The 23,606-nt window shown below is 65.1% G+C and carries 21 protein-coding genes and 2 other RNA genes; 9 read left to right on the top strand and 14 right to left on the bottom strand.

From position 1 onward, the window contains the following. Positions 1-5: 5 nt before the first annotated feature. The 5 genes from J7396_RS09850 (at position 6) to azu (ending at position 4,456) form a co-directional block, all read left to right on the top strand. Positions 6-1,613, top strand: coding sequence for a flavin monoamine oxidase family protein (locus J7396_RS09850; protein ID WP_031424218.1), 1,608 nt, complete (start codon positions 6-8; stop codon positions 1,611-1,613). Next, on the top strand, positions 1,610-2,035 hold the full coding sequence (locus tag J7396_RS09845; protein ID WP_122272376.1) for a cytochrome c: 426 nt from the start codon (positions 1,610-1,612) through the stop codon (positions 2,033-2,035). Before J7396_RS09850 ends, J7396_RS09845 begins: the two co-directional genes overlap by 4 nt. A 24-nt stretch (positions 2,036-2,059) precedes the next feature. Next, a complete protein-coding gene (locus tag J7396_RS09840) occupies positions 2,060-2,563 on the top strand; it encodes a RidA family protein (protein WP_122272377.1) in 504 nt (167 codons plus the stop codon). Between the two features lie 30 nt (positions 2,564-2,593). Continuing rightward, positions 2,594-3,796: a pyridoxal phosphate-dependent aminotransferase gene (locus J7396_RS09835; RefSeq protein WP_209261376.1), complete on the top strand. Its 1,203-nt coding sequence runs from the start codon at positions 2,594-2,596 to the stop codon at positions 3,794-3,796. 210 nt (positions 3,797-4,006) lie between these two features. Continuing rightward, positions 4,007-4,456 carry an azurin gene (azu, locus tag J7396_RS09830; protein WP_005911961.1) on the top strand — a complete coding sequence of 150 codons (450 nt, stop codon included), beginning with the start codon at positions 4,007-4,009 and terminating at the stop codon, positions 4,454-4,456. Between the two features lie 81 nt (positions 4,457-4,537). On the opposite strand, the gene J7396_RS09825 is transcribed toward azu, so the two are convergent. The 3 genes from J7396_RS09825 to hemL all read right to left on the bottom strand — a co-directional run bounded on the left by J7396_RS09825 (position 4,538) and on the right by hemL (position 9,443). After that, on the bottom strand, positions 4,538-7,309 hold the full coding sequence (locus J7396_RS09825; RefSeq protein ID WP_209261375.1) for a LuxR C-terminal-related transcriptional regulator: 2,772 nt from the start codon (positions 7,307-7,309) through the stop codon (positions 4,538-4,540). A 314-nt stretch (positions 7,310-7,623) separates the two neighbouring features. Beyond that, a non-coding RNA gene (locus tag J7396_RS09820) (sX9 sRNA) lies at positions 7,624-7,699 on the bottom strand. A gap of 454 nt (positions 7,700-8,153) precedes the next feature. Next, the gene (hemL, locus tag J7396_RS09815; RefSeq protein WP_008573122.1) at positions 8,154-9,443 is read right to left on the bottom strand and encodes a glutamate-1-semialdehyde 2,1-aminomutase; all 1,290 of its coding nucleotides are present in this window, start codon (positions 9,441-9,443) and stop codon (positions 8,154-8,156) included. Between the two features lie 302 nt (positions 9,444-9,745). On the opposite strand from hemL, the gene J7396_RS09810 reads away from it, so the two are divergent. Beyond that, positions 9,746-12,928, top strand: coding sequence for a TonB-dependent receptor plug domain-containing protein (locus J7396_RS09810; RefSeq protein ID WP_164738691.1), 3,183 nt, complete (start codon positions 9,746-9,748; stop codon positions 12,926-12,928). Positions 12,929-13,785: 857 nt separating this feature from the next. Here J7396_RS09810 and thiE read toward each other — a convergent pair. Next, complete coding sequence (gene thiE, locus J7396_RS09805) at positions 13,786-14,409, bottom strand: thiamine phosphate synthase (protein WP_209261374.1); 624 nt, start codon at positions 14,407-14,409, stop codon at positions 13,786-13,788. Between the two features lie 23 nt (positions 14,410-14,432). Between thiE and J7396_RS09800 the strand changes: the two genes are divergently transcribed. Beyond that, the gene (locus tag J7396_RS09800) at positions 14,433-14,672 is read left to right on the top strand and encodes a rubredoxin (protein WP_008575804.1); all 240 of its coding nucleotides are present in this window, start codon (positions 14,433-14,435) and stop codon (positions 14,670-14,672) included. A 144-nt stretch (positions 14,673-14,816) separates the two neighbouring features. On the opposite strand, the gene J7396_RS09795 is transcribed toward J7396_RS09800, so the two are convergent. The 8 genes from J7396_RS09795 to J7396_RS09760 all read right to left on the bottom strand — a co-directional run bounded on the left by J7396_RS09795 (position 14,817) and on the right by J7396_RS09760 (position 19,423). Further along, positions 14,817-15,698: a SirB1 family protein gene (locus J7396_RS09795; RefSeq protein ID WP_014090972.1), complete on the bottom strand. Its 882-nt coding sequence runs from the start codon at positions 15,696-15,698 to the stop codon at positions 14,817-14,819. A gap of 169 nt (positions 15,699-15,867) precedes the next feature. Further along, complete coding sequence (locus tag J7396_RS09790; protein WP_057681681.1) at positions 15,868-16,317, bottom strand: DUF192 domain-containing protein; 450 nt, start codon at positions 16,315-16,317, stop codon at positions 15,868-15,870. A 162-nt stretch (positions 16,318-16,479) separates the two neighbouring features. After that, on the bottom strand, positions 16,480-17,127 hold the full coding sequence (gene rpiA / locus J7396_RS09785; RefSeq protein ID WP_008575808.1) for a ribose-5-phosphate isomerase RpiA: 648 nt from the start codon (positions 17,125-17,127) through the stop codon (positions 16,480-16,482). A 96-nt stretch (positions 17,128-17,223) separates the two neighbouring features. Further along, entirely contained in the window at positions 17,224-17,700 is a 477-nt protein-coding gene (locus tag J7396_RS09780) for an EVE domain-containing protein (RefSeq protein ID WP_029820195.1), read from the bottom strand. After that, positions 17,697-18,287 carry a 5-formyltetrahydrofolate cyclo-ligase gene (locus J7396_RS09775; protein WP_008575811.1) on the bottom strand — a complete coding sequence of 197 codons (591 nt, stop codon included), beginning with the start codon at positions 18,285-18,287 and terminating at the stop codon, positions 17,697-17,699. Before J7396_RS09775 ends, J7396_RS09780 begins: the two co-directional genes overlap by 4 nt. Positions 18,288-18,626: 339 nt before the next feature. Beyond that, a non-coding RNA gene (gene ssrS, locus J7396_RS09770) (6S RNA) lies at positions 18,627-18,810 on the bottom strand. A gap of 95 nt (positions 18,811-18,905) precedes the next feature. Continuing rightward, a complete protein-coding gene (locus J7396_RS09765) occupies positions 18,906-19,205 on the bottom strand; it encodes a cell division protein ZapA (RefSeq protein WP_008575813.1) in 300 nt (99 codons plus the stop codon). Beyond that, positions 19,202-19,423: a TIGR02449 family protein gene (locus J7396_RS09760; protein ID WP_003486122.1), complete on the bottom strand. Its 222-nt coding sequence runs from the start codon at positions 19,421-19,423 to the stop codon at positions 19,202-19,204. The genes J7396_RS09765 and J7396_RS09760 overlap by 4 nt, the downstream gene beginning before the upstream one ends. 234 nt (positions 19,424-19,657) lie before the next feature. Between J7396_RS09760 and J7396_RS09755 the strand changes: the two genes are divergently transcribed. Further along, positions 19,658-20,200, top strand: a complete 543-nt coding sequence (locus tag J7396_RS09755; protein ID WP_011348467.1) for a YecA family protein — start codon at positions 19,658-19,660, stop codon at positions 20,198-20,200. Between the two features lie 8 nt (positions 20,201-20,208). Next, a complete protein-coding gene (pepP, locus tag J7396_RS09750) occupies positions 20,209-21,537 on the top strand; it encodes a Xaa-Pro aminopeptidase (protein ID WP_209261373.1) in 1,329 nt (442 codons plus the stop codon). Positions 21,538-21,699: 162 nt separating this feature from the next. Here the strand turns inward: pepP and J7396_RS09745 are convergent, their stop codons facing one another. Then, positions 21,700-22,098, bottom strand: coding sequence for an XVIPCD domain-containing protein (locus tag J7396_RS09745; RefSeq protein WP_008575817.1), 399 nt, complete (start codon positions 22,096-22,098; stop codon positions 21,700-21,702). Between the two features lie 113 nt (positions 22,099-22,211). After that, a complete protein-coding gene (gene pepQ, locus J7396_RS09740) occupies positions 22,212-23,537 on the bottom strand; it encodes a Xaa-Pro dipeptidase (protein ID WP_109291046.1) in 1,326 nt (441 codons plus the stop codon). Positions 23,538-23,606 lie beyond the last annotated feature (69 nt).

Below are 23,606 nucleotides of genomic sequence, written 5' to 3'. Positions count from 1 at the left end.
CGTTGATGCAAGGCAATCACACGGGAGCGATGACGCGGCGGCAATTGCTGGCGCGCATCGGTATGACCGCCGGCGGCGCGATGATGTATCAGGCGATGAGCAGCCTGGGCATGGCGGCCGAATCCAGTTTCAAAGGCCCACTGCAACTGGATGGCGACCCCAAGGGGGCATCGGTCTTGATCCTCGGTGCCGGGCTGGCCGGCATGAGCGCGGCGTTCGAGTTGCGCAAGGCCGGTTACCGCGTGCAACTGCTCGAATACAACGACCGCCCCGGCGGGCGTAACTGGACCCTGCGCGGCGGCGACCGCTATGCCGAGTTGGGCGGGGCCAGGCAGCATTGCCAGTTCGACGAGGGTTTGTATCTCAATCCCGGGCCGTGGCGCATTCCGCATCACCACAAGGCGGTGCTGAGTTACTGCAAGCAGTTCGGCGTGGCGCTGGAAGCGTTCAATCAGGTCAATTACAACGCGCTGCTGCACAGCCAGAACGGCTTCGGCGGCAAACCGCAGCGCTTTCGTGCCATCGACGCCGACTACAAGGGCCATGTGTCCGAGTTGCTGGCCAAGTGCACGCAGCAACGCGCCCTGGACACGGCCGTCAGCCGCGAGGATCAGGAGCTGCTGCTGGAATCGCTGCGTACCTGGGGCGCGCTCGACCAGAAGTTCGGGTATGTCAAAGGCAAGGACAGCAGCGAGCGGCGCGGGTTTGCGCGCTATCCCGGCGGTGGCTTGTCGGGCAGGCCGGAATTCTCCGATCCTTTCAGCGTGCAGGACGTGCTGCGCTCGCGCCTGTGGACCACACTGGCAGCCGGCAACAACTATGAAATGCAGACCACCATGTTCCAGCCGGTGGGAGGCATGGACCAGATCGGCAAGGCGTTCGCGCGTCAACTGGGCAATGCCATCACCTATAACGCCAAGGTCACCAAGATCGACCAGGACGGCAGCGGCGTGCGCGTGTCCTGGCAGGATGCGGCGCGTGGCGGAGAAGAACGCCTCGCCACTGCGGATTGGTGCATCTGCACCATTCCGTTGTCGGTGCTCAGCCGCATACCGGTCAACGCCAGCGATGCGATGACCACGGCGATCGGCAAGGTGCCGTATGCGGCCTCGGTGAAAGTGGGGCTGCAATTCAAGCGCCGTTTCTGGGAAGAAGACGAAGCGATCTACGGCGGCATCAGTTACACCGATCTGCCGATCACCTTGATCAGCTACCCCAGCACCAACTACCACAGCCCTGGCAAAGGCGTGCTGCTCGGCGCCTATGTGTGGGGGCTGGATGCCTACCAGTTCACCGCGATGTCCCCGGAGCAGCGCGTGCGTAAAGCAGTGGAATACGGCACCCAGCTGCATCCGCAGTATCCGCGCGAATTCGAAAACGGCATTGCGGTCGGCTGGCACCGCGTGCCGTTCACGCATGGCTGCTTCGGCATGTGGAGCGAGCAGGCGCGCGCCGAGCATTACCAACCGCTGTGCCAGATCGACGGACGGCTGGCACTGGCCGGCGAGCACGTGTCGTACATTCCGGCCTGGCAGGAGGGTGCCATTCTGTCGGCGCACGATGTCGTTGGCCGCCTGCATCGCAAGGTCATTGCCCAGGGAGGGCGCGCATGAGTCTGCTGCCAAGAGCGTGCGGCGCCACTGTTGCGCTCGCCATTCTCGCCTTGTTGCTGCCGCCCAACGTGCGCGATGCGCAGGCGCAGAGTTCCGATGCCACCCAGCTGTTTCCGCAGCAAGGCTTCGCCAAGGCCTCCGGTCAGGACGTTTACCAGGCGATCTGCCAGGGCTGCCATATGCCGGCCGGGCGTGGCGCGCAAGGTGCCGGCGACTATCCTGCGCTTGCCGGCAACCCCAAGCTGGCCGCCGGCCCGTACGTGACCATGATGGTGCTCGACGGCCACGCGGGGATGCCGGGTTTCGCCGACATGCTCGACGACCGCCAGGTGGCCGAAGTGGTGAGCTATGTGCGCACGCACTTCGGTAACGACTATGCCGAGCGCGTGACCATCGACGACGTCAGATTACTCCGCCGCTGATCTTCTCTCCTACAAGGAATTGCCATGCTCCGTTCCATCACCACCGTTCTCACCGCCGCAGTGCTGTGGTCTGCCAGTCTCGGTGCCGCACACGCGGCCGAGGTGATCCGCCACAAGATTCCCAACAGCGATTTTCCCATCGCTGCCGCGGTGGAAATTCCCGCCGGCAAGGCCACGGTGTATGTCAGCGGCAAGGTGCCGGCGGTGATCGATACCAGTGCGCCGAAGGATTCGGCGGCCGCCTATGGCGACACCAAGGCGCAGACGGTGAGCGTGTTGAACCAGATCAAGCAGCAGCTGGCCACGTTGGGGTTGGGCATGGGCGATGTGGTGAAGATGCAGGTGTTTCTGGTCGGCGATCCGGCAATGGGCGGCAAGATGGATTTCAACGGCTTCATGGAAGGCTATCGCCAGTTTTTCGGCACCAAGGAGCAACCCAACCTGCCGGCGCGCTCGGCATTCCAGATCGCAGCGCTGGGTAACCCGCTGTATCGGGTCGAGATCGAAGTGGTTGCCGTGCGTCCCTGAATCCGCGTTGTCATCCTGCTGGAGGTTGTCATGAACACTGCTCTTTCGCGCCGCGCTTTTCTACGCGACTCCGCGTTGTTTGCCGGCGCCGCCGGTGCCGGCAGCTTGCCGCTGCTGGCCAGCGCCGTCGAACGCTCCACTGCCATCGCGCCCGCACCGGCAACGGCGCTGGCACCGGTGATGATCGACTCCAATGAATTTCCGGATGGACCGTCGGCTGCCGCAGTAAAGGCCATCGCGCAGATCGCCCCGCAAGGCGGGCGGTATTTGCGGCAGGTACAGATGGAATTGATGACCACCCTGGCTGCCGAGCTCGCGCTGCCCGTCGATCACCTGATGGCGTATGCCGGGTCCACCGAACCGCTCGACTACACGATGCTGGCATTCACTTCGCCCAGTGCCGCGTTGGTCACGGCCGACCCCACCTACGAATCCGGTTGGCGTGCGGCAACCCGCAATGGCGCGCGCCTGATCAAGGTGCCGCTGCGCAAGGACTTTTCGCACGATGTACAGGCCATGTGCGCGGCGGACGCCAACGCGGGCGTGATCTACATCTGCAACCCCAACAATCCCACCGGTTCGGTCACCGCACGCAAGGATCTGGACTACGCTTTGGCGCACAAGCCCAAAGGCAGCGTGTTGGTGGTGGATGAGGCGTATATCCACTTCGCGAAAAACACGCGCAGCATGGTCGACATGGTGGCCGCAGGCGAAGACGTGGTGGTGTTGCGCACCTTCTCCAAACTCTATGGCATGGCCGGCATCCGCCTGGGCTATGCGGCCGCGCGTCCGGACCTGCTGGCCAAGCTGAAGTTCTACAGCGTCAACAGCTTGCCGGTCACCGCCGCCGCTGCCGGGCTGGCCAGCCTGCGTGATCCTGCACTGGTGCCGCAACGGCGCGCACGTACGGCCGCGACGCGCACGGATGTGATGGAGTTTCTCGCCAGGCAGGGCTATGCATGCACTGCCTCGGAGAGCAACTGCTTCATGGTGGATGTAAAGCGGCCTGCCGCCGGTTTCAAGGACGACATGGCCACCCATGGCGTGTTCATCGGCCGCAGCTGGCCGGTGTGGCCAACCTGGTCGCGGATCACTGTGGGCACCGATGCGGAGATGGCGCGTTTCAAGCAGGCGTTCGTACAAGTGATCGCCGGTAAGCGCGGCCCGTTGCCGGTGCCGGCCATCGCGTCCGCAGCAGCAGATCCGATGGATGCGTTTTTCCGTTACGCGTGAAGCACGCATGCGGCCGAAGGTCTGCTTGCAATCAGCAGGGCGCCTGGCATCGTTGGTCGATGCGCGAGCGCATGCAGTGGGCTCGCGCGTGATGCCCTGTTGATTGCGACTCCGCGTTACTCTGGCACTATCAGCACCTCTGACCACGTCGCTGTTGCAACGGTGCGCCGCGTGCGATGTGCTGCACCTTCCCAACGCAGGAGTGTTCTCTTGAAGCTGTTTTCCACGATTGCTGTGTGTGCGCTGGCGCTGATGGCGCCGACGGCATGGGCACGGACGTGCGCGGTGACCATCACCGGCAACGATCAGATGAAGTTCGACCAGAGCGCGATCAAGCTAGCGCCCGAGTGCACGCAGGTGGAGCTTACGCTCAAGCATTCCGGCAAGATGGCTGCCACCGTGATGGGGCACAACTGGGTGTTGACCAAGTCTGCCGATTTCCAGGCGGTGGCCAATGCCGGCGTACGTTCGACCATCGCCGACAGCTATCTGCCCAAGGCCGACGCACGCGTGATTGCGCACACCAAGGTCATTGGCGGCGGCGACAGCACCACGGTGAGTTTTCCCACCAGCAAACTGAGCAAGGGCGCCGACTACACGTTCTTCTGCTCGTTCCCCGGCCATTGGGCGATGATGAAGGGCACGCTGACGTTCGGGTGATGCGTGCGGGCGGCCAACGCTGTCAGGCCTGGCCGCCACACGTGCAAACCTGCGTTGAACGCAAGATGCATGCGACCTGGCTCAGCCAGGTCGCAGCGGCTGATCTGCATGCGGGCCGCTTCCACGCAACAACCCGCGCTGCAATGCTTGCGCTAGCGCGCTTTCGCGGCTGCGCGCGTCGAGCTTGCGGTACAGGTTTTTCAGATGGAATTTGACCGTGTTTTCCGACAGGTGCAGGCAGCGTGCGATCTGCTTGTTGGAATAGCCACGCGCCAGTTGCGCCAGCACTTCCAGTTCGCGCTCGCTGAAGATGTCACCGGCCGGGTCGTCGTCGCCGCTAAGGCGTTCGAGCAAGGCCTGGATGGTCAAGGCACGCGTGGTGCCGCCCACGGTCTGCGGGTCGTGCTGGCGTAGCGAGCGCAGCATCGCCTTGGCCGGTAAGCCCAGTTCCACGATCGCCTGCCAGCTTTGCGTGAGCGCGACATGGTCCAATGCGCTGTACAGATACGGCAGGGCGGCAACCAGTTCGCCACGTTGCTGCAGTACCAGCGCGATGCGTCCACGGGCGCGCGCCAGATGGCAGACATTGTCGTTGGCCAGGCAGGCTTGCTCGATCTGTCCGAGGATGCTCAGCGCGGCGCTGCTGCGCCCGGCCAGACGATGCCAGCGGGCCAGTGCGAAGCCCATCGCCGCGCGATCGTGCCAGCGGTGTGGCGAGCGCAAGGTATGCGCCAGGCCGGATTCGCCGCCGGTACGTGCGATCAGCACATCGATGGCGGCGTTGCCTGGATGTTCCAGCAACAGCATCAGCCGCCATGCTGCAGCCAGTTCCGACAAGCGCGCCAATTTGCGTCCGTGTGCGATCTGTTCGATATGCTCCAGCAACAGCAACGCGCTGCGTCCGCTATGGTCGCGCACGCGTTCCAGCCCCAGCGCAGTGCCGTATCCGGCGGCCAGCACGTCCACGCCGCCATCGTGTTGCTCCAGCAATTCCAGCGCCGGATGCAGCAGGTCGGCTGCGTCGTCGTGATGGCCGCGTTCGTAGTGCAACTGCGCAAGCAGGCATTGAGCGGCGGCTTCCAGCACCCGTTCCGGCTGCGGGGTACGTGCGCACCAGCTCAGTGCCTGCTGATAGCAGGCTTCCGCATCGCTGAGCCGGCCGCGATAGAACAGGCTCTGCCCCAGCGACAACATGGCCTGGCTGGCACCGACCTCGCTGCCGCCACGTTGCATGGTGTCGCGCGCGTTGCGCGCGTAGCGCTCGGCAACCGCGAACGCGCCCTGTGCAATCGCGGTGGTGGCGCAGATGCAGAGCAACATGCCGCGGCCCAGATGGTCGTCTTCGTCCAGTGCGCCGGCCTGGGCGGCAATCTGGGTCAGGCCATGCGGATTGCCGCAGATTTCATCCAGACGGTCGCGCAGCAGCGCCACGACCACGGTGTAGTCGCGCTGCAGCGGCTCGCGTAACGCAGCCGGAAAGTCGCGGAAGCGCTCCAGCAACAGGCGTGCGTGGGCGAATTCGCCCAGCTTGATGTGCAGGTGCGCCTGGGTGAGATTGAGCGCGGGTGTGTCGCGGATGGTGCGGTGGTCGAAATGGCGCAGCAGTGCGCGTACTTCATGCGTGCCGTGAGTCAACAGCAGCTGCCAGGTGCCGGCGCGTGCGATGTAGCTGGCGGCAAGATCGCCGCAGCCGCCGCGCCAAGCATGCCGCACCGCTTCGGCAAGCTGCTGATGATCGCCGAACCAGCGCGCTGCGCGTTGATGCAGCTGCACGCTCAGGCCTGGATGTTCGCGGTCGAGCAGTTGCTGCAAAAAGTCGGCAAACAGCGGGTGGTAGCGGAACCATTCGCGCTCGCCATCCAGCGGCACCAGCAGACCATGGAAATGCTCCAGCCGCGCCAGCAAGCGGCCGCTGTCCTGGCGTTGGCGCACCGCGTCGGCGAGCGCGGCGTTGAAGCGTTCCAGCGGGCTGGTGCGCAACAGGAGTTCGCGGGTGTCTGGGTCCAGATCGTTGACCACCTGTTCGGCCAGGTACGCGGCAATCTGCGCGCTGCGCCCGGAGAAACGTACGGTGACTTCCTGCCGACGCTGGGTATCGCCTTCCAACCACAGCCGTGCCAGTTGCAGCGCCACCGGCCAGCCTTCTGTGTAGCGCCGCAGTTCGTCCGCCACCGGTGCGGTCACGTGCGGGCCCAGCAACGCCTGCGCTTCGGTGTCGTCGAGCGCCAGCTGCGTGCTGCCGATGCGGCTGAGCTGCGCGTGCAGATCCAGCCGCGCCAGGGGTAGATTGGGTACGCGGCGGGTCGCGAGTGCCAGATGCAAACGCCCGCCACTGTGTTCGATCAGGCGTAGCACCAGTTCATCGACAGGGCTGCTGCCGAGTCGGTCGTAGTCGTCGAGAATCACGCTGATGCGCCGGGGCGCTGCGCGTAGCGCGCGAATCAGCAATGCCGCCGCGTCGCGCGGGTCGTGATCGCGGTTGTGCAGCACGGCCGCGCACAGCGCGTGGTCGGCGCCTGCGTTCTGCAGCGCATACGCAAGATGGCCGAGAAAACGCCCGGCGTCGGCATCTTCTTCGTCCAGCGACAGCCATGCCACCGCGCTCTGCTCGCGCGTACTCAGGTGCGCATGCCACTGCGCCAGCAGCGTGGTCTTGCCGAATCCGGGCGGGGCGAGCAATAGCGTCAGCGGACGTGCCTGCGCCTGATCCAGCGCAGCCAGCAGTGCGCCACGCACCACCGCGCTGGGGGGCGGCAACGCAGGCTCCAGCTTGCCGGCAAGCAGCCAATCGGGATTCACGGGGTCGCGCGACGGTGTCGGGCGCGGGGTGAGCAGCGCAACAGGCTTGAGCATGAGGCGAGGGCGGCCGTATCGAGCGTCGACAGCGTGCCGACTCGACACGCTGCAGATCGGGGTGAAACAGCGGCAATGCAGCGTCATCGCCGGTTTTGGCGACGCACGTGCAGCGGCTGCTTCGAGGGTCCCCACCCATGCCCGTCCCTGAGCACCTTTTTCAGAAAGGTATGACAGCCACACGACAAAAGCAAAGCGTATTGCGCCGAGTCGAGGAGGCATTGCGGCCGAAGCGCCGGCCCGTGCGCACGGTCAAGGAACGCTAGAGGTCGCCTGCTCGTGGCCGCGGTGGTGAGAGAGCAGCGACTAAGAGCGGCTAACAAGACGTAGCGAGCAGCTGTCAGGTGGGCGCGGACGGCGCGCAGGAACCGGATTGTACGAGTGGTACATGAGGATTCCGAGCACCGGCCGCGCCCACCTGGCGGCTGCGCAGTAGTTTTGTTAGCCGCTCTAAGAGCAATTGCCAAAGCGACTACGCTCGCTACCACACAGCCGCGGCCGATGCGCGATGCGGCGTGGACCACGCACCGCGGTCCTGCGCCCCGCCCAGGCCCGGCTGACGACTCCCCGCTGGGTTGTGGCAGCCGCTCCTGTGCAAAGACAGCGCCATCCACAGTTCGCTGCGAGCATGGCGCGCAGTCTGGCAACGCGCACCGCCGTGCAGTCGCCGTTGCTACGAACGAAACCGGCTGCACGCACGCACAGGCTCACCAGGAACCCGGTGATGCCTACCTCGCCAATGTCCTGCGCCACTGCCAGTGCGGCACGATCACGCCGCACCGCAAAGCAGCAAACCAGCGACGCCTCCGCGCTCACCGATTCCCAATTCCCAATTCCCGGCCAATCAGCGCGCCACTTCCGCAAACGCCTCGCGCGCTGCCGCCAGGGTGGCTTCGATCACCGCCTGGTCGTGCGCACTGGACATGAAGCCGGCTTCGTACGCCGAGGGCGCCAGGTACACACCCCGCTGCAGCATCGCGTGGAAGAAGCGGTTGAAGCTGGTGATGTCGCACGCCGTGGCCTGTGCGTAGCTTTCCACGATGTCGTCGGTGAAGAACAGCCCGAACATGCCGCCGACCTGATTGGTGGTGACAGCAATGCCGGCCGCGCGTGCGGCATCTTCCAGGCCTTCGCACAGCAGGCTGGTGGCCTCGCTCAGGCGCGTGTGGAAGCCCGGCTCCTGCACCAGCTCCAGCATCGCCAGGCCGGCGGCCATCGCTACCGGGTTGCCCGACAAGGTGCCGGCCTGGTAGATCGGCCCGGCCGGAGCAACCTGCTCCATCAAGTCGCGGCGGCCGCCGTACGCGCCCACCGGCATGCCGCCGCCGATGATCTTGCCGAAGGTGGTCAGGTCCGGGGTCACGCCGTAATGTGCCTGCGCACCACCGAGCGCGACGCGGAAGCCGGTCATCACTTCGTCGAAGATCAGCAACGCGCCGTGCCGCGTGCACAGCGTGCGCAGATGCTGCAGATAGCCGGCCTGCGGCGGAATGCAGTTGGCGTTGCCGACCACCGGCTCGATGATCACCGCCGCCACCTCCGCACCGATCTCGTCGAACAGCGCGGTGGCGCCTTCGAAGTCGTTGAAGCTCAGCGTGGCGGTCAGCTCGCTCAGCCCTGCGGGTACGCCGGGCGAGGTCGGTACGCCCAGGGTCAGCATGCCGCTGCCGGCCTTGACCAGAAACGAATCGCCGTGGCCGTGATAGCAGCCTTCGAACTTGATGATGCGATTGCGCCCGGTTGCGCCACGCGCCAGGCGTACTGCCGACAGCGTGGCTTCGGTGCCGGAGTTGACCATGCGCACCATCTCGCAGGAGGGCACCAGCCGGGTAATGGTCTGTGCCATCGTCACTTCGGCTGCGCACGGCGCACCGAACGACAGCCCGTTGCCGATCGCCCGCTCGACCGCTTCGCGCACGGCCGGATGGTTGTGCCCGGCAATCATCGGCCCCCACGAGCCCACGTAGTCGATGTAGCGGTTGTCGTCGACATCGAACAGATACGGGCCATCAGCGCGCGCCACGAAGAACGGCTCGCCGCCGACCGACTTGAACGCCCGCACCGGCGAGTTGACGCCGCCGGGTAGCAAGGTCTGCGCCTGGGCGAACAGGGCGTGGGAGCGGGAATGGTTCATGCGCAAATCCTTGAGGAATACCGATTGGGGGCATCGACGCCCGGCGGCGGGCATCGCGTGCGCCATTGTCAGGCCTGCGGCCCTGCGCGCCTACCCGTCGGACACCCGCCTACCCGTCGAAGTGGGCGGATGGGGGAACTTGGCTGCCTATGATCGAACGCGACGTGATCGACAGTTTGGAATGAGCTGATGGCGCGCAGTCATTGGCATCGCGCTGCAGATGTTCAGAAAGTGTGATTTCGGTAGCCATTGGCACCGTTCGTTTGTCGCCTTGCCGACAGTTCAAGACCTGGGGAGAGAGCATGAACCGTAGTATCCAGAAGCGTGCCTTGGCATTGGCATTGGTCGTGGCCATGGGCAGCGTCCACGCGCAGTCCACCACCGGCAGCATCGTCGGCAGCGTGGGGCAGGGCAGTGGCACGAGCGTGCTGGTGGAAAACAACAGCGGCTTCAGCCGCGAGGTGGCGGTGGACGCACGCGGCCGCTACACCGCCGGCAATCTGCCGCTGGGCACCTACAAGGTGACGGTCAAGCGCGATGGCGCAGTGGTGGAGACGCGCGAGAACGTCGCCATCACCGTCGGGGCCAATACAGACGTGTCCTTCGCTGCCAGCGCAGCCGCGGGGAGCGGCGTGCAGACGCTGGACAGCGTCACCGTCAGCGCCGCCAGCCTCACCACCATCGACGTCAGCAGCGTGGATACGCGCACCGTGGTCACCGCCGAACAGTTGCAGCAACTGCCGCTGGGCCGTACCGCCGAAGCGATCGCGCTGCTGGCACCGGGGGTGGTGGTCAACAGCGGCGGCTTCGACAATGGCCCGCTCGGCGGCTCGCTCCCCAGCTTCGGCGGCTCGGCCGCCAGCGAAAACGCGTACTACCTCAACGGCTTCAACACCACCACCATCAGCAACAACCTGGGCGGCCTGACCCTGCCGTACGGCGCCATCGACCAGCAGGAAATCTTTACCGGAGGCTACGGCGCGCAGTACGGCCGCGCCAACGGCGGCGTGATCAACCAGATCGGCAAGCGTGGCACCAATGAGTGGAAGTTCGGCGCTGCAGTGATCTGGGAGCCGAACGGCCTCAAGGCCAATCAGCGCGACATCTATTGGCGCCCGGACAGCCAGGGCAGCACCATCAACAACGCCGCCTACCGCTATGCGCGTGCGGCCAATGGCCTGTACCAGCCCGCCAGCGAGGCCGAGGCCAACCAGACCACCTACAGCGCCTATGTCGGCGGGCCGATCATCCAGGACAAGCTGTTCTTCTTCCTGGCCGCCGAGCAGGTGAACTCCGACGGCGTGCGCGTGGGCACCAATCGCGACACCGACAACGGCCGCACCGGCGGCCTCACCGACTACGACTACACCCAGAAACGCTGGTACGCCAAGGTGGACTGGAACATCACCGACAACCACCTGATCGAGGTGACCGGTGCCAGCGACGTCGCCGAAACCAATGGCTCGATCTATCGCTACGACTATGTTGCGCGTCAGCGTGGCGCCTACTTCACCGACGAATCCACCTGGAAAACCGGGCCGACGCTGTTCACCGGCAAGTACACCGGCTATCTGAGCGACAACCTCACCGTGACCGCCCTGTACGGCAAGATGAGAACGCCGGACGAACTGACGCCGTTCAACTACGACGCGGCTGGCGGTCCGGTGATCAACAGCGCCGCATTGCAGAACCCTGCCTACACCGGCGGCACACCGCGCATCGGCAACCAGCTGGTCACCTCGGTCAGCTCGCCGGACCGCGAGTACAAAAAAGACAACCAGCGCCTGAATCTGGAATGGCGCATCGGCCACCACACGCTCAACTTCGGTCTCGATAACCAGAAGTCAGAAGGCATCGATGTCGGCTCGATCCTCTCTGGCCCCGGGTTTGCCTGGACCTACGGACAGACCAATGACCCGTACGGGCTGGCCACCGGCGGCCTGGTCAGCCAGTCGGCCAACGAAGCCGGCGGCATCGGTGCGCCGAGCCCGGGTTTGGTGGATCCGGTCAATGGATCCAGTGGCTACTACGTGGTGCGCAACATCAACACCAGCCTGTATTCGTACGAGGCCAAGCAACGCGCCTACTACATCGAAGACAAGTGGCAGGTCACCGACAATCTGCTGCTGAGCCTGGGCCTGCGCAAGGACGAGTTCACCAACTACACCCCGTTCGGTGATCCCTACATCGAAATCGACAACGCGTGGGCGCCGCGCCTGGGCTTCAGCTGGGACGTCAATGGCGATTCCAGCTTGAAGGTGTTCGGTAACCTTGGCCGTTACTACCTCGGTCTGCCGCTATCGGCGGTGAGTCTGTTCACCCCGGCCACGACTACCGATACCTACTTCACCTACAGCGGCATCAATGCCGACGGCACGCCGATCCTGGCGCAGCAGCTGGGTTCGGCGGTGTCGGCCAATTCGCGCTTCGGTCGCATCGCCGATGTACGCACCGCGGTGGCCAAGGACATCGAAGGCGAAAACCAGGACGAACTCATCCTCGGATTTACCAAGCAACTCGATAGCGGCTGGGTGCTGGGCGTGCGCGGCACGCATCGCCGTCTCAATGCCGGCATCGACGACCAGAACTACGACGTCTCCAACACCGCGTTGATCGATGCGGCAGCGGCGCAAGGCGTGACCATCGATTTCTCCAAGGTGGCGGGCGCATCGTTGATCAATCCGGGCCAGACCAATACCTGGGGGGTGATCGGCACCGATGGCCAGTTCCACGAAATATCGGTGAGCCGCGAGGCGGCAGGTTTCCCGAAGTTCAAGCGCAATTATTCGGCGGTGGAGTTCAATCTGGAGCGTCCGTTCGACGGCAAGTGGTATGCCAAGGTCAATTACGTCTGGTCGCATAGCTACGGCACCACCGAGGGCCAGGTGCGTTCGGATCTGTGGCGCACCGGCGGCGCGCTGGGCAGCTATCAGGGCCAGGCCTCGGTCTCGACCACGCAAAGCTGGGACCACCCTGCGTTGATGGAACACTTCAATGGCGATCAATCCAACGATCATCGCCATCAGCTCAAGCTGTTCGGCTTCTACCAATTCACTCCGCAATGGGGCGCATCGGCCAATTTCAGCCTGATTTCCGGTGCTCCGCACAACTGCCTGGGCAACTACTACGGGACCGAATATAGCGGCCGCGATCCGGCCGGCTACGGCGGCAGTGCAATTACCGGCGGCCCGTATCACTACTGCTACAACCCGGAGACCGGCACCGGCGTGGCATCGCCTCCCGGCTCGCAGGGGCGTTTGGGCTGGATCGCGCAGCTGGACATGGGCGTGACCTACAAGCCGGCATTTGCAGATGGCAAGCTGGCGTTGCGCTTGGACGTATTCAACATCACCAACGAGCAGACCGCGACCAACATCTACCCGTTCTCGCAATTGCCCGACAACACCACCAACCCGCTATGGGACCAGGTCGTCGCCTATCAGGCGCCGCGCTCGGGTCGGGTGACGTTGAGCTACGACTTTTAATTGCGCCACGCGATAGCGGCAGTCCCGGCAGCGACGCGTGATGGCACGCGTCGCTGTTTTTTTTGGGATGGCGCTCAAGTCGACATCATTCTGATGAGCGGGAACACGCCGCCTGAGCGACGACTTGGCTGAGCGCAGTGCACTTGATCTCGGCGTTCGGCTAGCAGGGGTACGTCATGATCGCGTGTCTGCATCGCTTTCAATAAAACTGCCAGCAAACCGTCTGGCGAAGGCACCGCGCACGCGATGTTCGAGGCAACGCGATGCAGTGAAATACATGTCGCGGTCTTGAAGTGGATTGGACGGTTTGTATGGCCAAGCCTGGGAGCCTTAGATCTGCTTCTTGGCTGCAGGGCCCTTGCCCGCCTACCATCGCCGGACACGCTGCAAGTACGTCCCTGTAAGCTCTTACGCGGCATCCATGCTGCGTAAGGTCCGGCGACGGTAGGCGGGCAAGGGCCTGTCGCGTTGGTTGGTGTGCATGTGGGAGCAGCGCTCGAGGCGCTTTCCACATCGGTCAATCACCCGCTTCTCTTGTCATTCTCTCGTCGTGCCTGGCAAGTGCCATCACGAAGCAATCGGCAGCAGCGTGGCCGCGCACGCAACGACCCGCTCGGTTGGCCGCCAGCCAACCTTCTGGTGCGGTGTCCTCGCCGCTTGCGGGACCGTTGGCGGCATGGATGCCGCCATCGAGCCTCCAAGGACGGATTGACGGCGTGTCCCGCGAGCGGCGGGGGCACCGCACATCCGGCGCACCTGGCTTTTGAAACCGGCGATGCAGCGAAACAAACTCTCGCTATCTTGAAGCGCATTAGAAGGCTTTGACAAAGAGCGTCATAGCCCGAAAGCCCGCCGCACTAACACCCAAACCCTGCGCGATACTCCTGCACCGCTGAGACCGGATCCGGCGCCGCGTACACGCCACTGACCACCGCAATGAGATCGGCGCCGGCAGTCACCAGCGCAGGCACCTGCGCAGGCGCAATGCCACCGATCGCGACGCGCGGCAGGTTGAGTTCGGCGGCCTGCTGCAGCAACGCAGGCGTTGCGCGCCGGGTGGTCTGCTTGGTGGTGGTCGGGAAAAATGCACCGAAGGCCACATAACTGGCGCCCGCTTCCGCTGCGGCGCGCGCGCGCTCGATATCGTCGTAGCACGACACCCCGATGATGGCCTGCTCGCCCAGCAGTGCGCGCGCTGCCGCCACGTCGCCATCGTCTTCGCCAAGATGGACGCCTTGCGCACCGACCTGCGCCGCCAGCTGCGCATCGTCGTTGATGATCAACGGCACGCCATGGGCCGCGCATGCCTCGCGCAAGGCGCCGGCCTGGCGCAGCCGCAACGCCGCATCCGCCTGCTTGTTGCGGTATTGCAGCCAGGTGATCGACCCCAGCAACGGCGCCGTGCGCAGCAGCAGGCGCTGCGTGTTGGGCTCGTCGGGGGTGATCAGATAGACGCCGCGAACGTCGAGACGGTTGGGCATGGCAACGCTTCCGAAAGCGGTGGATGGGATGGGACAATGCAGGCCCACTGTTGCATGACCGCGATTATCCGATGAGCGAGACATCCACGACCACCTACCGCACCTGGATGTGCGTCGTCTGCGGGTTTCTCTACCACGAGGCCGACGGCATCCCCGAAGAAGGCATCGCCCCGGGTACCCGCTGGCAGGACGTCCCCGACACCTGGACCTGCCCCGATTGCGGCGTGACCAAGGAGGACTTCGAGATGGTGGAGATCGACTGAGCGCCGCCAACGGCGTGCAATCAGGCAGTGTCGGCAACCACGATGCTGCTGCAATGCGGGCCGGCCAGTGCGCGCGTTGCCGAGAACCACGCGGCGGTGGCCTATCCGGGCAGACTGGCCTAGCCAGCCGGCGCGTCTACCCGCTCAATGCGCCCGCGCGCGCTGGCTATTCAATTCCACCAGGTGTTCGTGCAGATGGGCCGCGTCCTGCGCGCCCGGGTTGAGCACCAGGTAGCGCGATAGATCGTGGCGTGCGCCGTTGCGGTGGCCCAGATGCAGATAGGCCATGCCGCGGTCGCGCAGGGCCTCGGGTTGGTCGGGCACCAGCTTCAGGATGCGGTCGGCGCTGCGGGCAGCGCGGTCCCAGTGCTCGGCATCGGCATAGACGCCGTGCAGGTTGCGCAGGATGCGGATCAAGATCGCGCGGTGCGGGGCGGGGTCGAGAATCTGCGCGAGCGCGCGGTCGTCGGGAATTTCGCCGCCCAGATGCGGGCGGGCACGTTCGCGCAGCTCATCCACGCCCAGCGGACGGCCGCCGTTGAACGGGTCCATCACCAGCACGCCGTCATCCACCGGCAGACGCACCAGGAAATGGCCGGGAAACGACACCCCCGCCAACGGGATGCCCAGCCGGCGCGCCACTTCGATCTGCACCATCGCCAGTGAAATCGGATTGCCCAGCCGGCGCTCGAACACCTGGTTGAGGTAGCTGTTACGCGGGTCGTAATACTCGTCGTGATTGCCCGAATAGCCCAGCTCGTCGAACAGGTAGCGATTGACCGCCGCCATCTTCAGCGGCCATAGATCGATTGCGTCCACTTCGCGGCGCAGATGCTCGACGTGGCTTTGCACCAGCGTGTCGTACAGCTCGGCATCCAGCTGCGGATACTCGTCGCGCGCGATCAGCAGCGCGGTGGACATCAACGGCACCGCATCGTCGTCCAGGCTGGCGAGCGCGGTCCAATGGGGAAGTGGGAGCATGTCGACCATGCTGCCAAGAGTGTCGGCAAGCGGCGCAGGGTTCAAGTCCGGTACTTCCTGACAGGGACGCGGGGCGCATGAACGCGTAACGCTGACAGGCGGCCCTGCGTCCGACGGCCGCAAACGCCGTTCGGAAAGATGACGCGCAGGTCTCACCCGTCGGCGGGCCCCATGTGCCTGGCTGGCATGGCCCCCAGTACCTGCTTGCAGCCGCTTATTCGGGCGTCGGGATGTCCGGGCTGAAGCGCAGCGTGGCCCCATCCTTCAGGCCGAGCTTGGCGGCCTGGCCGGCATTCAGCTCCAGCACGTAACGCGCGGGCTGCCTGCTGGGGTACGGCGGACAGGCGTCGCCGGCCGAACATGGCGGCACATCGCGCTGCTGGGAGACCAGCCGGCGCTGTTCATCGAAATACAGGATATCCAGCGCGATCTTGGTGTTCTTCATCCAGTACGCCATCGGCTCCTGGCGGTCGTGGATGAACAGCATGCCGTGGTCTTGGTCCATGGCATCGCGAAACATCAGCCCCTTGGCGCGATCGGCATCGTTCTGCGCCAGTTCCACCTTGTAGCGCGTGCCTGCCAGTTCCACCCAGCTGTCGCCGCTGCTGGCGCAGCCGCCGAGCAGCATCAGAAGCGCAAGGATTAGAAGACCAGAACAACGCATGCGGCATACCAACTGGCGAGGATGCCGCACCATCTGCCAAGCGGCCGCGTGCGTCAAGCGGCTGCGGTGCGTCGTGCGGTTGCTGCAAGCGGGATATGTGCGACCCGCCATCGCTTCGCAATGCGGGCCGTCACTGCGCATGCGAAGGCCCGCGCGCGATCTTCAGATCACCTGTGGTGGCTCGCCGCCCACGATCACCACATCGGCCGGGCGCCGCGCGAACAAACCCACGCAGACCACGCCGGGAATCTGGTTCAAGCTGCGCTCCAGGCCCACCGGGTCGGTAATCTGCAGGTGATGCACGTCCAGCACCACGTTGCCGTTGTCGGTGACCACGCCATCGCGCCACACCGGCTGGCCGCCGGTGAGCGCCAGGATCTGCCGGGCGACCAGGCTGCGCGCCATCGGAATCACTTCCACCGGCAGCGGGAACTTGCCCAGCACCGGTACCTGCTTGCTGGGGTCGACGATGCAGATGAAGCGCTCGCTGGCCTCGGCAATGATCTTCTCGCGCGTCAGCGCTGCGCCGCCGCCCTTGATCAGACAACGGTTCGGGTCGCACTCGTCGGCGCCGTCCACGTACAGCGACAGATTGCCGGTGTGATTGAGGTCCAGCACCTCGATGCCATGCTGGCGCAGGCGCGCGGTGCTCTGTTCGGAGCTGGACACTGCGCCCTTGATGCGATGGCCGATGCGGCCCAGCGCGTCGATGAAGTAAGCCACCGTCGAGCCGGTGCCCACTCCGACGATCATGCCGTCTTCCACGTAATCGATCGCTTTTTCGGCGGCCAGGCGTTTTGCTTCGGACATGGGTAAGAGCTCGGGATTAGTGATTGGGGATTTGGGATTCGTAAAAGCCGGTCACGCGGGGTGGCAATGGGCGAATCCCAACTGCCGGATCCCCAATCACGGCGTTTCCATCGCCAGCAGCAACTTCCACTGCGCGGCGGTCACTGGCAGGATCGACAGGCGGTTACCGCGTGCGATCAGCGCAAAGCCTTCGCCCAGCGCATCGGCCTGTTGCTTGATTTCATCCAGCGAAATCGTGCGGGCGAGTTTGCGCTCGAACGCCACGTCCACCAGCATCCAGCGCGGGTCCTCGCGGGTGGATTTTGGGTCGTGGTAGTCGGAAGACGGGTCGAACTGGGTGTCGTCCGGATACGCCGCGCTCGCCACCTTGGCGATGCCGACGATGCCGGGCACCTTGCAGTTGGAATGGTAGAAAAACACGCCATCGCCCACCTGCATGCCATCGCGCATGAAGTTGCGCGCCTGGTAGTTACGCACGCCGTTCCAGGGCTCGGTGCCGACACGTTCCAGATCATCGATGGAGAACGTGTCAGGCTCGGACTTCATCAACCAGTAGCGCTTGCGGGCAGTCATTCGGAAACGGTGTCGTCTTTCAGGAAGGTGGCGCGTTCGGTGCAGATGGCGTCGACCGCCACATCCCATGCTTCGGAAGGCAGGGCGGGCACCTGCTGCGCAGCGAAGCCAGCACCGACCAGCCAGGGAGGCGGCGCCTGGCGATGCCGGAACGCGAAGCTGCGATCATACCAGCCGCCTCCCATTCCCAGCCGACGGCACGCCGCATCGAAGCCGGTCAGCGGCGTCACCACCAGTGCCATCTCCTCCGGTGCCAACGTGTCGGCGCGTGCCACATCCGGCTCCGGAATGCCGTAGCGATTGCTCACCAGCGGCTGGCCCGGCCGCCACGGCGCAAAGCGCAGCACGCGCCCGTCCAGCACCGGCAGGCAGTAGCGCACTCCCGCCGGCAAGGTCAGCTGCCAGCGGTGCAGCGCAATTTCGCCGTCCATTGCCCAATAGCCCGCCACGGCACCCTGTTGCGGCGCGAACGGCAGCGCCAGCAAACGCTGTGCCAACGCATCGGCTGCGGCCAGGCGCTGCGCTGCCGGCAGGCTGCGGCGGTGTGCGCGCAACTGCTGGCGCAACGCATCTCGGTCCTCGGTCATCGGTGTCTCGCAGCGCAATCGGTGTTGCATTGTCGAATGCGCACACGCGCCTGCCTAGCATGGCGTGCCATGCGGCCCGCAGTTGCGCCTGCGCTGTGGGCGTGCCGATAGAGCCTTACGGTGTGCGCACTACCCGGACATATGCCCTGCATCTGCATCTGCATCTGCATCTGCATCTGCATGGGCGATGCAGCGTGCGCATTGCCGCGCGCGGCAACGCCACCGACACGGCACCAGCATCGCGAGCGCAACAGATCCGCAGGGCCGCTTCAACTGCCGCATGTCAGACCGTCAGACGCACAAAAAAGAAACGACGCCCGAAGGCGCCGTTTCAGATTTGCATTCTCCGCCGTGACGATGCGGGCGAAACGACCTTGAACCCGGGGTTCAAGTGGGGACGTTGTGAGGCCATCGGGCTTCCCGCTACAAGGCGGACTTGCACACCCGGCTTCGTCGCGCCCCCGTGGTCGTAATTAAGGGACAAGGCGAATGTTTTGCACGCTGTCGTTTACAGCAGAGAACGCAGGTGAATTATAGACCTCTGTGCCGCGATGGCTAGCCCACTCGTCGGTCGGCGGGCTTGAGGATTCATATTTGCGATGGCAGTGCGAATTCCACTCAGCGCGGTGTGTCGGCAACGCTGTCGAGCCGGCGATTCAAGGTGTCCAGCGTCGTTGCCAATTCACGATCGTAGAGCGCCTGTTGTTCGCGCAGTTGCTGCAACTCGTGCGCCAAGTTGAGCGCAGCCAGCACTGCCACACGGTCCACTGCTGCCATGCGATTGCTGCCGCGGATCTCACGCATGCGTAGATCCAGCAGCCGCGCGGCGGCGGTGAGACTTTCGCGCTCGTCTGCCGTCACGCCCACCGTGTATTCACGATCCAGAATACGCACGCTGACCGGTTCGTTGTTGCTCACGTGTGCTGCTCCAATGACTTCAGGCGGGCGATCATTGCTTCCACCCGCGAGCGCGCCTGCTCGTTCTTGGTCAACAGTTGGGAGCGCTCGCCGATGAGCTGCTCCTGTTGGTGACGCAGGCTGCGGTTCTCGTCGGTGAGCCGTTGGGTACGCTCCACCAACGCCTCCACGCGGGCAGCGAGTGCGCGGATCTGGGCGAGGGCGGCAGCGTTGTCCATGCGCTCACGATAGGGGCGCGTGCGCGGGGTGGTCAAGCGCCCACGCTGCCCCAATCCCTGGCGTCGGTCCAAGCCCTGCAAGGCCTGGCACCGATCCAGGCAGGCCGGCATTGCAGGAGGGGAACGCGCTCTGAAACGCGCAGGTCGCGGCCCACGCAGGCCGCCTTGGTACACTGGGAAGTCATATCGCCGGCCGTGCGCCGGCACCTTTCGCTCTTCAGCCTGGATGACCCGATGGATCTGCCCGACGTAACCGCTGTGCAACACGAAAGCCGTCAGCTCGCGCTGGCGTCCTCTGCGGCGGAGTTGCATGGTGGACTGTGCGGGTGGCTCTCCGGCGGCGGTGCCGACAGCGCCGACTGGCTGGCGCGCATTCTGGCCGACAGCGGTCAGGTGGCGCCCCAGCAGGGTGGGGCGCTGGATCAGCTGCGGCAGGCCACCGTGGCGCAACTGGAAGACCGCGATTTCGCCTTCGAGCTGCTGCTGGTCGAAGACGGCGCCCCGTTGCCGGCGCGCACCGATGCATTGTTCGACTGGTGCCGCGCCTTCCTGGGCGGCTTCGGCCTGGCTGCGCAGCAGCGTCCGGCACTGAGCGAAGAAGGCGAGGAAGCGCTGCAGGATCTGGCGCGCCTGGCGCAGGCCTCCAGCGAGGACTTCGACGCGGCCGACGAGGACGACACCGCATTGGCCGAGATCGAAGAATTCGTACGCGTGGCGGTGCTGTTGCTGCATGGCGACTGCGTGATGGGGCCGCGCTTTCGCCAGCGTCTGAACTGATTGCCGGCATGAAGAAGCTCACCGGGATTGGCGCGGCCGAGTACGCGCGCCGGCGCAAGCAGCTGATGCAGATGGCGGGCGAGCAGGCGATTTTGATCTTGCCGGCCGCGCCTGAGCGCGTGCGCAGCCACGACACGCATTACCCGTATCGACAGGATTCGGATTTCTGGTATCTGAGCGGGTTTCCGGAGCCCGAGGCGGTGCTGGTGCTGGTGCCCGGCCGCAAGCATGGCGAAGCGATTCTGTTCTGCCGCGAACGCGATGCCGAACGCGAAGCCTGGGATGGCCCGCGCGAGGGCCAGGAAGGTGCGGTGGAACGCTACGGCATGGACGATGCGTACCCCATCGACGATGTCGACGAGATCCTGCCCGGCCTGCTGGAAGGGCGTAGCCGCGTGTACTACCACTTCGGGCGCGATGTCGATTTCGATCTCAAATTGATCGGCTGGCTCAAGCGCGTGCGCGAGCAGGTGCGCCACGGGGCGCAGCCGCCACACGAATTCCTCGAGCTCGGGCATCTGTTGCACGAGCAGCGCCTGTTCAAATCACGCGACGAAATCGCGCTGATGCAGCAGGCTGCCGACATCAGCGTGCGCGCGCACCGTGCAGCGATGCGGATGGCGCGGCCGGGTGTGCACGAATACGAACTGCAGGCCGAGGTCGAGCGCGAATTCCGCGCTGCCGACGCATGGCCGGCATACGGCAGCATCGTCGGCACCGGCAGCAACGCCTGCGTGCTGCACTACCGTGCCAACAATGCGCGCAGCCGCGATGGCGAGCTGGTGCTGATTGATGCCGGTGCCGAATATCGTGGCTATGCGGCCGATATCACCCGCACCTTTCCGGTCAACGGCCGCTTCACGCCAGCGCAGCGTGCATTGTACGATCTGGTCGGTGCTGCGCAGGCGGCTGCGCTTGCACAGGCGCGCCCCGGCGTGGCGTACGAAGCCGGGCATCTGGCGGCGGTGGAAACCTTGACCGAAGGCCTGCTGCGCCTGGGCCTGCTCAAGGGAAAACTTGAGCGCAACATCGCCGATGGACACTACAAACGCTTTTATCGGCACAAGACCGGCCACTGGCTGGGCCTGGATGTGCACGATGTGGGCGACTACCGGCTGGCCGGCGATTCGCGGCTGCTCGAGCCCGGCATGGTGTTCACCATCGAACCGGGGCTCTACGTGTCGGCCGACGACACTTCGGTAGAGGCCAAGTGGCGCGGCATCGGCATTCGCACCGAAGACAATGTGCTGATCACTGCCGATGGCCACCGTGTGCTGACCGATGCGCTGGCGCGCAGTGCCGACGAGATCGAAGCGGAGATGGCCGGCGGCGCATGAGCGCCGGCGTGCACGACATTGACAAGGACCGACACGCTGCAGCTGGCGTCATGACGCAGACGTTGCCGCAGCGCAATTGCCGCAGCAGTGCCATGGCGGACGCCGGTTCGGGGCATCGGCCGCGCGCGCCGGGCGGCTGCGCAGGCGTGGGTTGGCTGGCGGTTATTGGCCCAGCTGCGGCGCCTGCGTGCGTTCGGGCTGTTGCACGGGCGCGCTCTGCCCGCCGAGCTGACGGGCGCGCTCGAACGATTGCTCTTCCGGCGTGCCCAGCGCCTGTTCGGTTTTCATGTGCGCGCGCAGATGCGCCGGGTTGGCCGGGTCGCCTTGCACCACGAATACGTTTTCGCCGCCGTGCACGCCGCGATCGTTCGCTTCGCTCATCAGCACATGATCCACGCGCACGAGCCCACCTTCCTTGGCCAGTGGCAGCAAGGCGGCGGTGAGGCGTGCGCTGGTCTGGTCGGGGACGCGGCCGTGCGCAGCGTCGATCGCATGCACGCCGCGTTCGATCTGTTGATACATCGGGTGGTCCGGGTGCGAACTCTGGCGTGGGTCGTTCATGGCGATGTTCCGTAGGGTGATGCCCAAACGTTGCGGAGCGTGATCGGGCGGTGGATGGCGCGGCTGAGAGCCCACTTCAGCGCAACCGTAGTGCCGTCAGTTGCGCCTGGTGCTCATGCGGAGGCAAAGACCGGGCGGGTCAGATTTTCCGCGCTGCCGTCGGTGCACGCCACCTCATCTTCGATGCGAATGCCGCCGTAGGGCTTGAAGGCTTCCACGCGCTGCCAGTTGACGCTGGCGGCGTGGCCGTTCTTCTTCACTTCGTCCAGCAGCATGTCGATGAAGTACACGCCGGGCTCGATCGTCACCACCATGCCGGGTTCCAGCACGCGGGTCAGGCGCAGATACGGGTGGCCGGCCGGGCGTTCGATGCGGCCGCCGCGGTCGCTTGCGGCAAAACCGGCCACATCGTGCACTTGCAGGCCGATCAGATGGCCCAGGCCGTGCGGGAAGAACGCGGCGCTGACGCCGGTGGCCAAAGCCGCTTCCGGCGAGACGGTCAGCACGCCGAACTCCTTGAGGATGCCCATCAACGCCAGATGCGCCTCGATGTGCAACTGCTTGTAGTCCACGCCGGCGCGCACGTTCTGGCCCATGCGCAGCTGGGAGGCGTCCACCGCGTCGATCAGTGCCTGAAAGTCGCTGCCGGGGTCGGCGGCGTAGGTGCGGGTGATGTCGCTGGCGTAGCCGTATGCGGAGGCGCCGGCGTCGATCAGGAAGCTACGCAGCGGTTGCGGCGGCTGCTGGCCCAGTTCGGTGTAGTGCAGCACCGCGCCGTGTTCGTTGAGCGCGATGATGTTGCCGTACGGCAAGTCATTGGCGTCCTGGCCCACTGCCGCGCAATACGCCATGTGGATGCCGAATTCGCTTTGGCCGGCGCGGAACGCGGCTTCCGCAGCGCGATGGCCGCGCACCGCCAGTTGCTGTGCGATGCGCAGCAATGCCAGCTCGTAGGGTGTCTTGAACGCGCGCTGGTATTCCAGGTAATCGAGCACCGGCTGCGGGTTGTTCGGCACGTATGCACCGAGCGTGCTTTGCGGCTCGCCGAGGATCGCGCAGCGCTCAGCGTGCTTGGGTAGCAGCGCCAGCGCCTGCTCCGGAGTGCGGATGATGTGGATGTCGCAGTGGTCGACCCACCAGCCGCTGGGCGCGTCGGGCACCACATGCCAGTAGTCGAACGGCTGATAGAAGATCACCGTCGGGCGCTTGCCCGGCGTGTAGACCAGCCAGCTGTTGGGGACCCGTGTCAGCGGTACCCAGGCCTTGAACTGCGGGTTCACCGCGTAGGGGTAATCGCGGTCGTCGAACAGCTGGTAATGCGTGCTGCCGCTGGGAACCACCAGATGCTCGAAGCCGCCGCGTTGCAGCGCTTCGTCGGCGCGCGCGGTGAGGGTGCGCAGGTGGTCGGAGTACAGGCTGCTCAAGGAGGGTTGGGGCATGCGGGGCTCGATCGGCAATGCAAAGGCGATGCGCAGTTTGCCGCAATCCCTGCAACGGCGCTGTGTCTG

Origin of the sequence: Xanthomonas sp. A1809 (assembly GCF_017746015.1) — a bacterium.
GTDB classification, from domain to species: domain Bacteria; phylum Pseudomonadota; class Gammaproteobacteria; order Xanthomonadales; family Xanthomonadaceae; genus Xanthomonas; species Xanthomonas euvesicatoria.
Note: the sequence above shows the minus strand (reverse complement) of the source record. Positions and strands in the feature narration are given on the sequence as shown.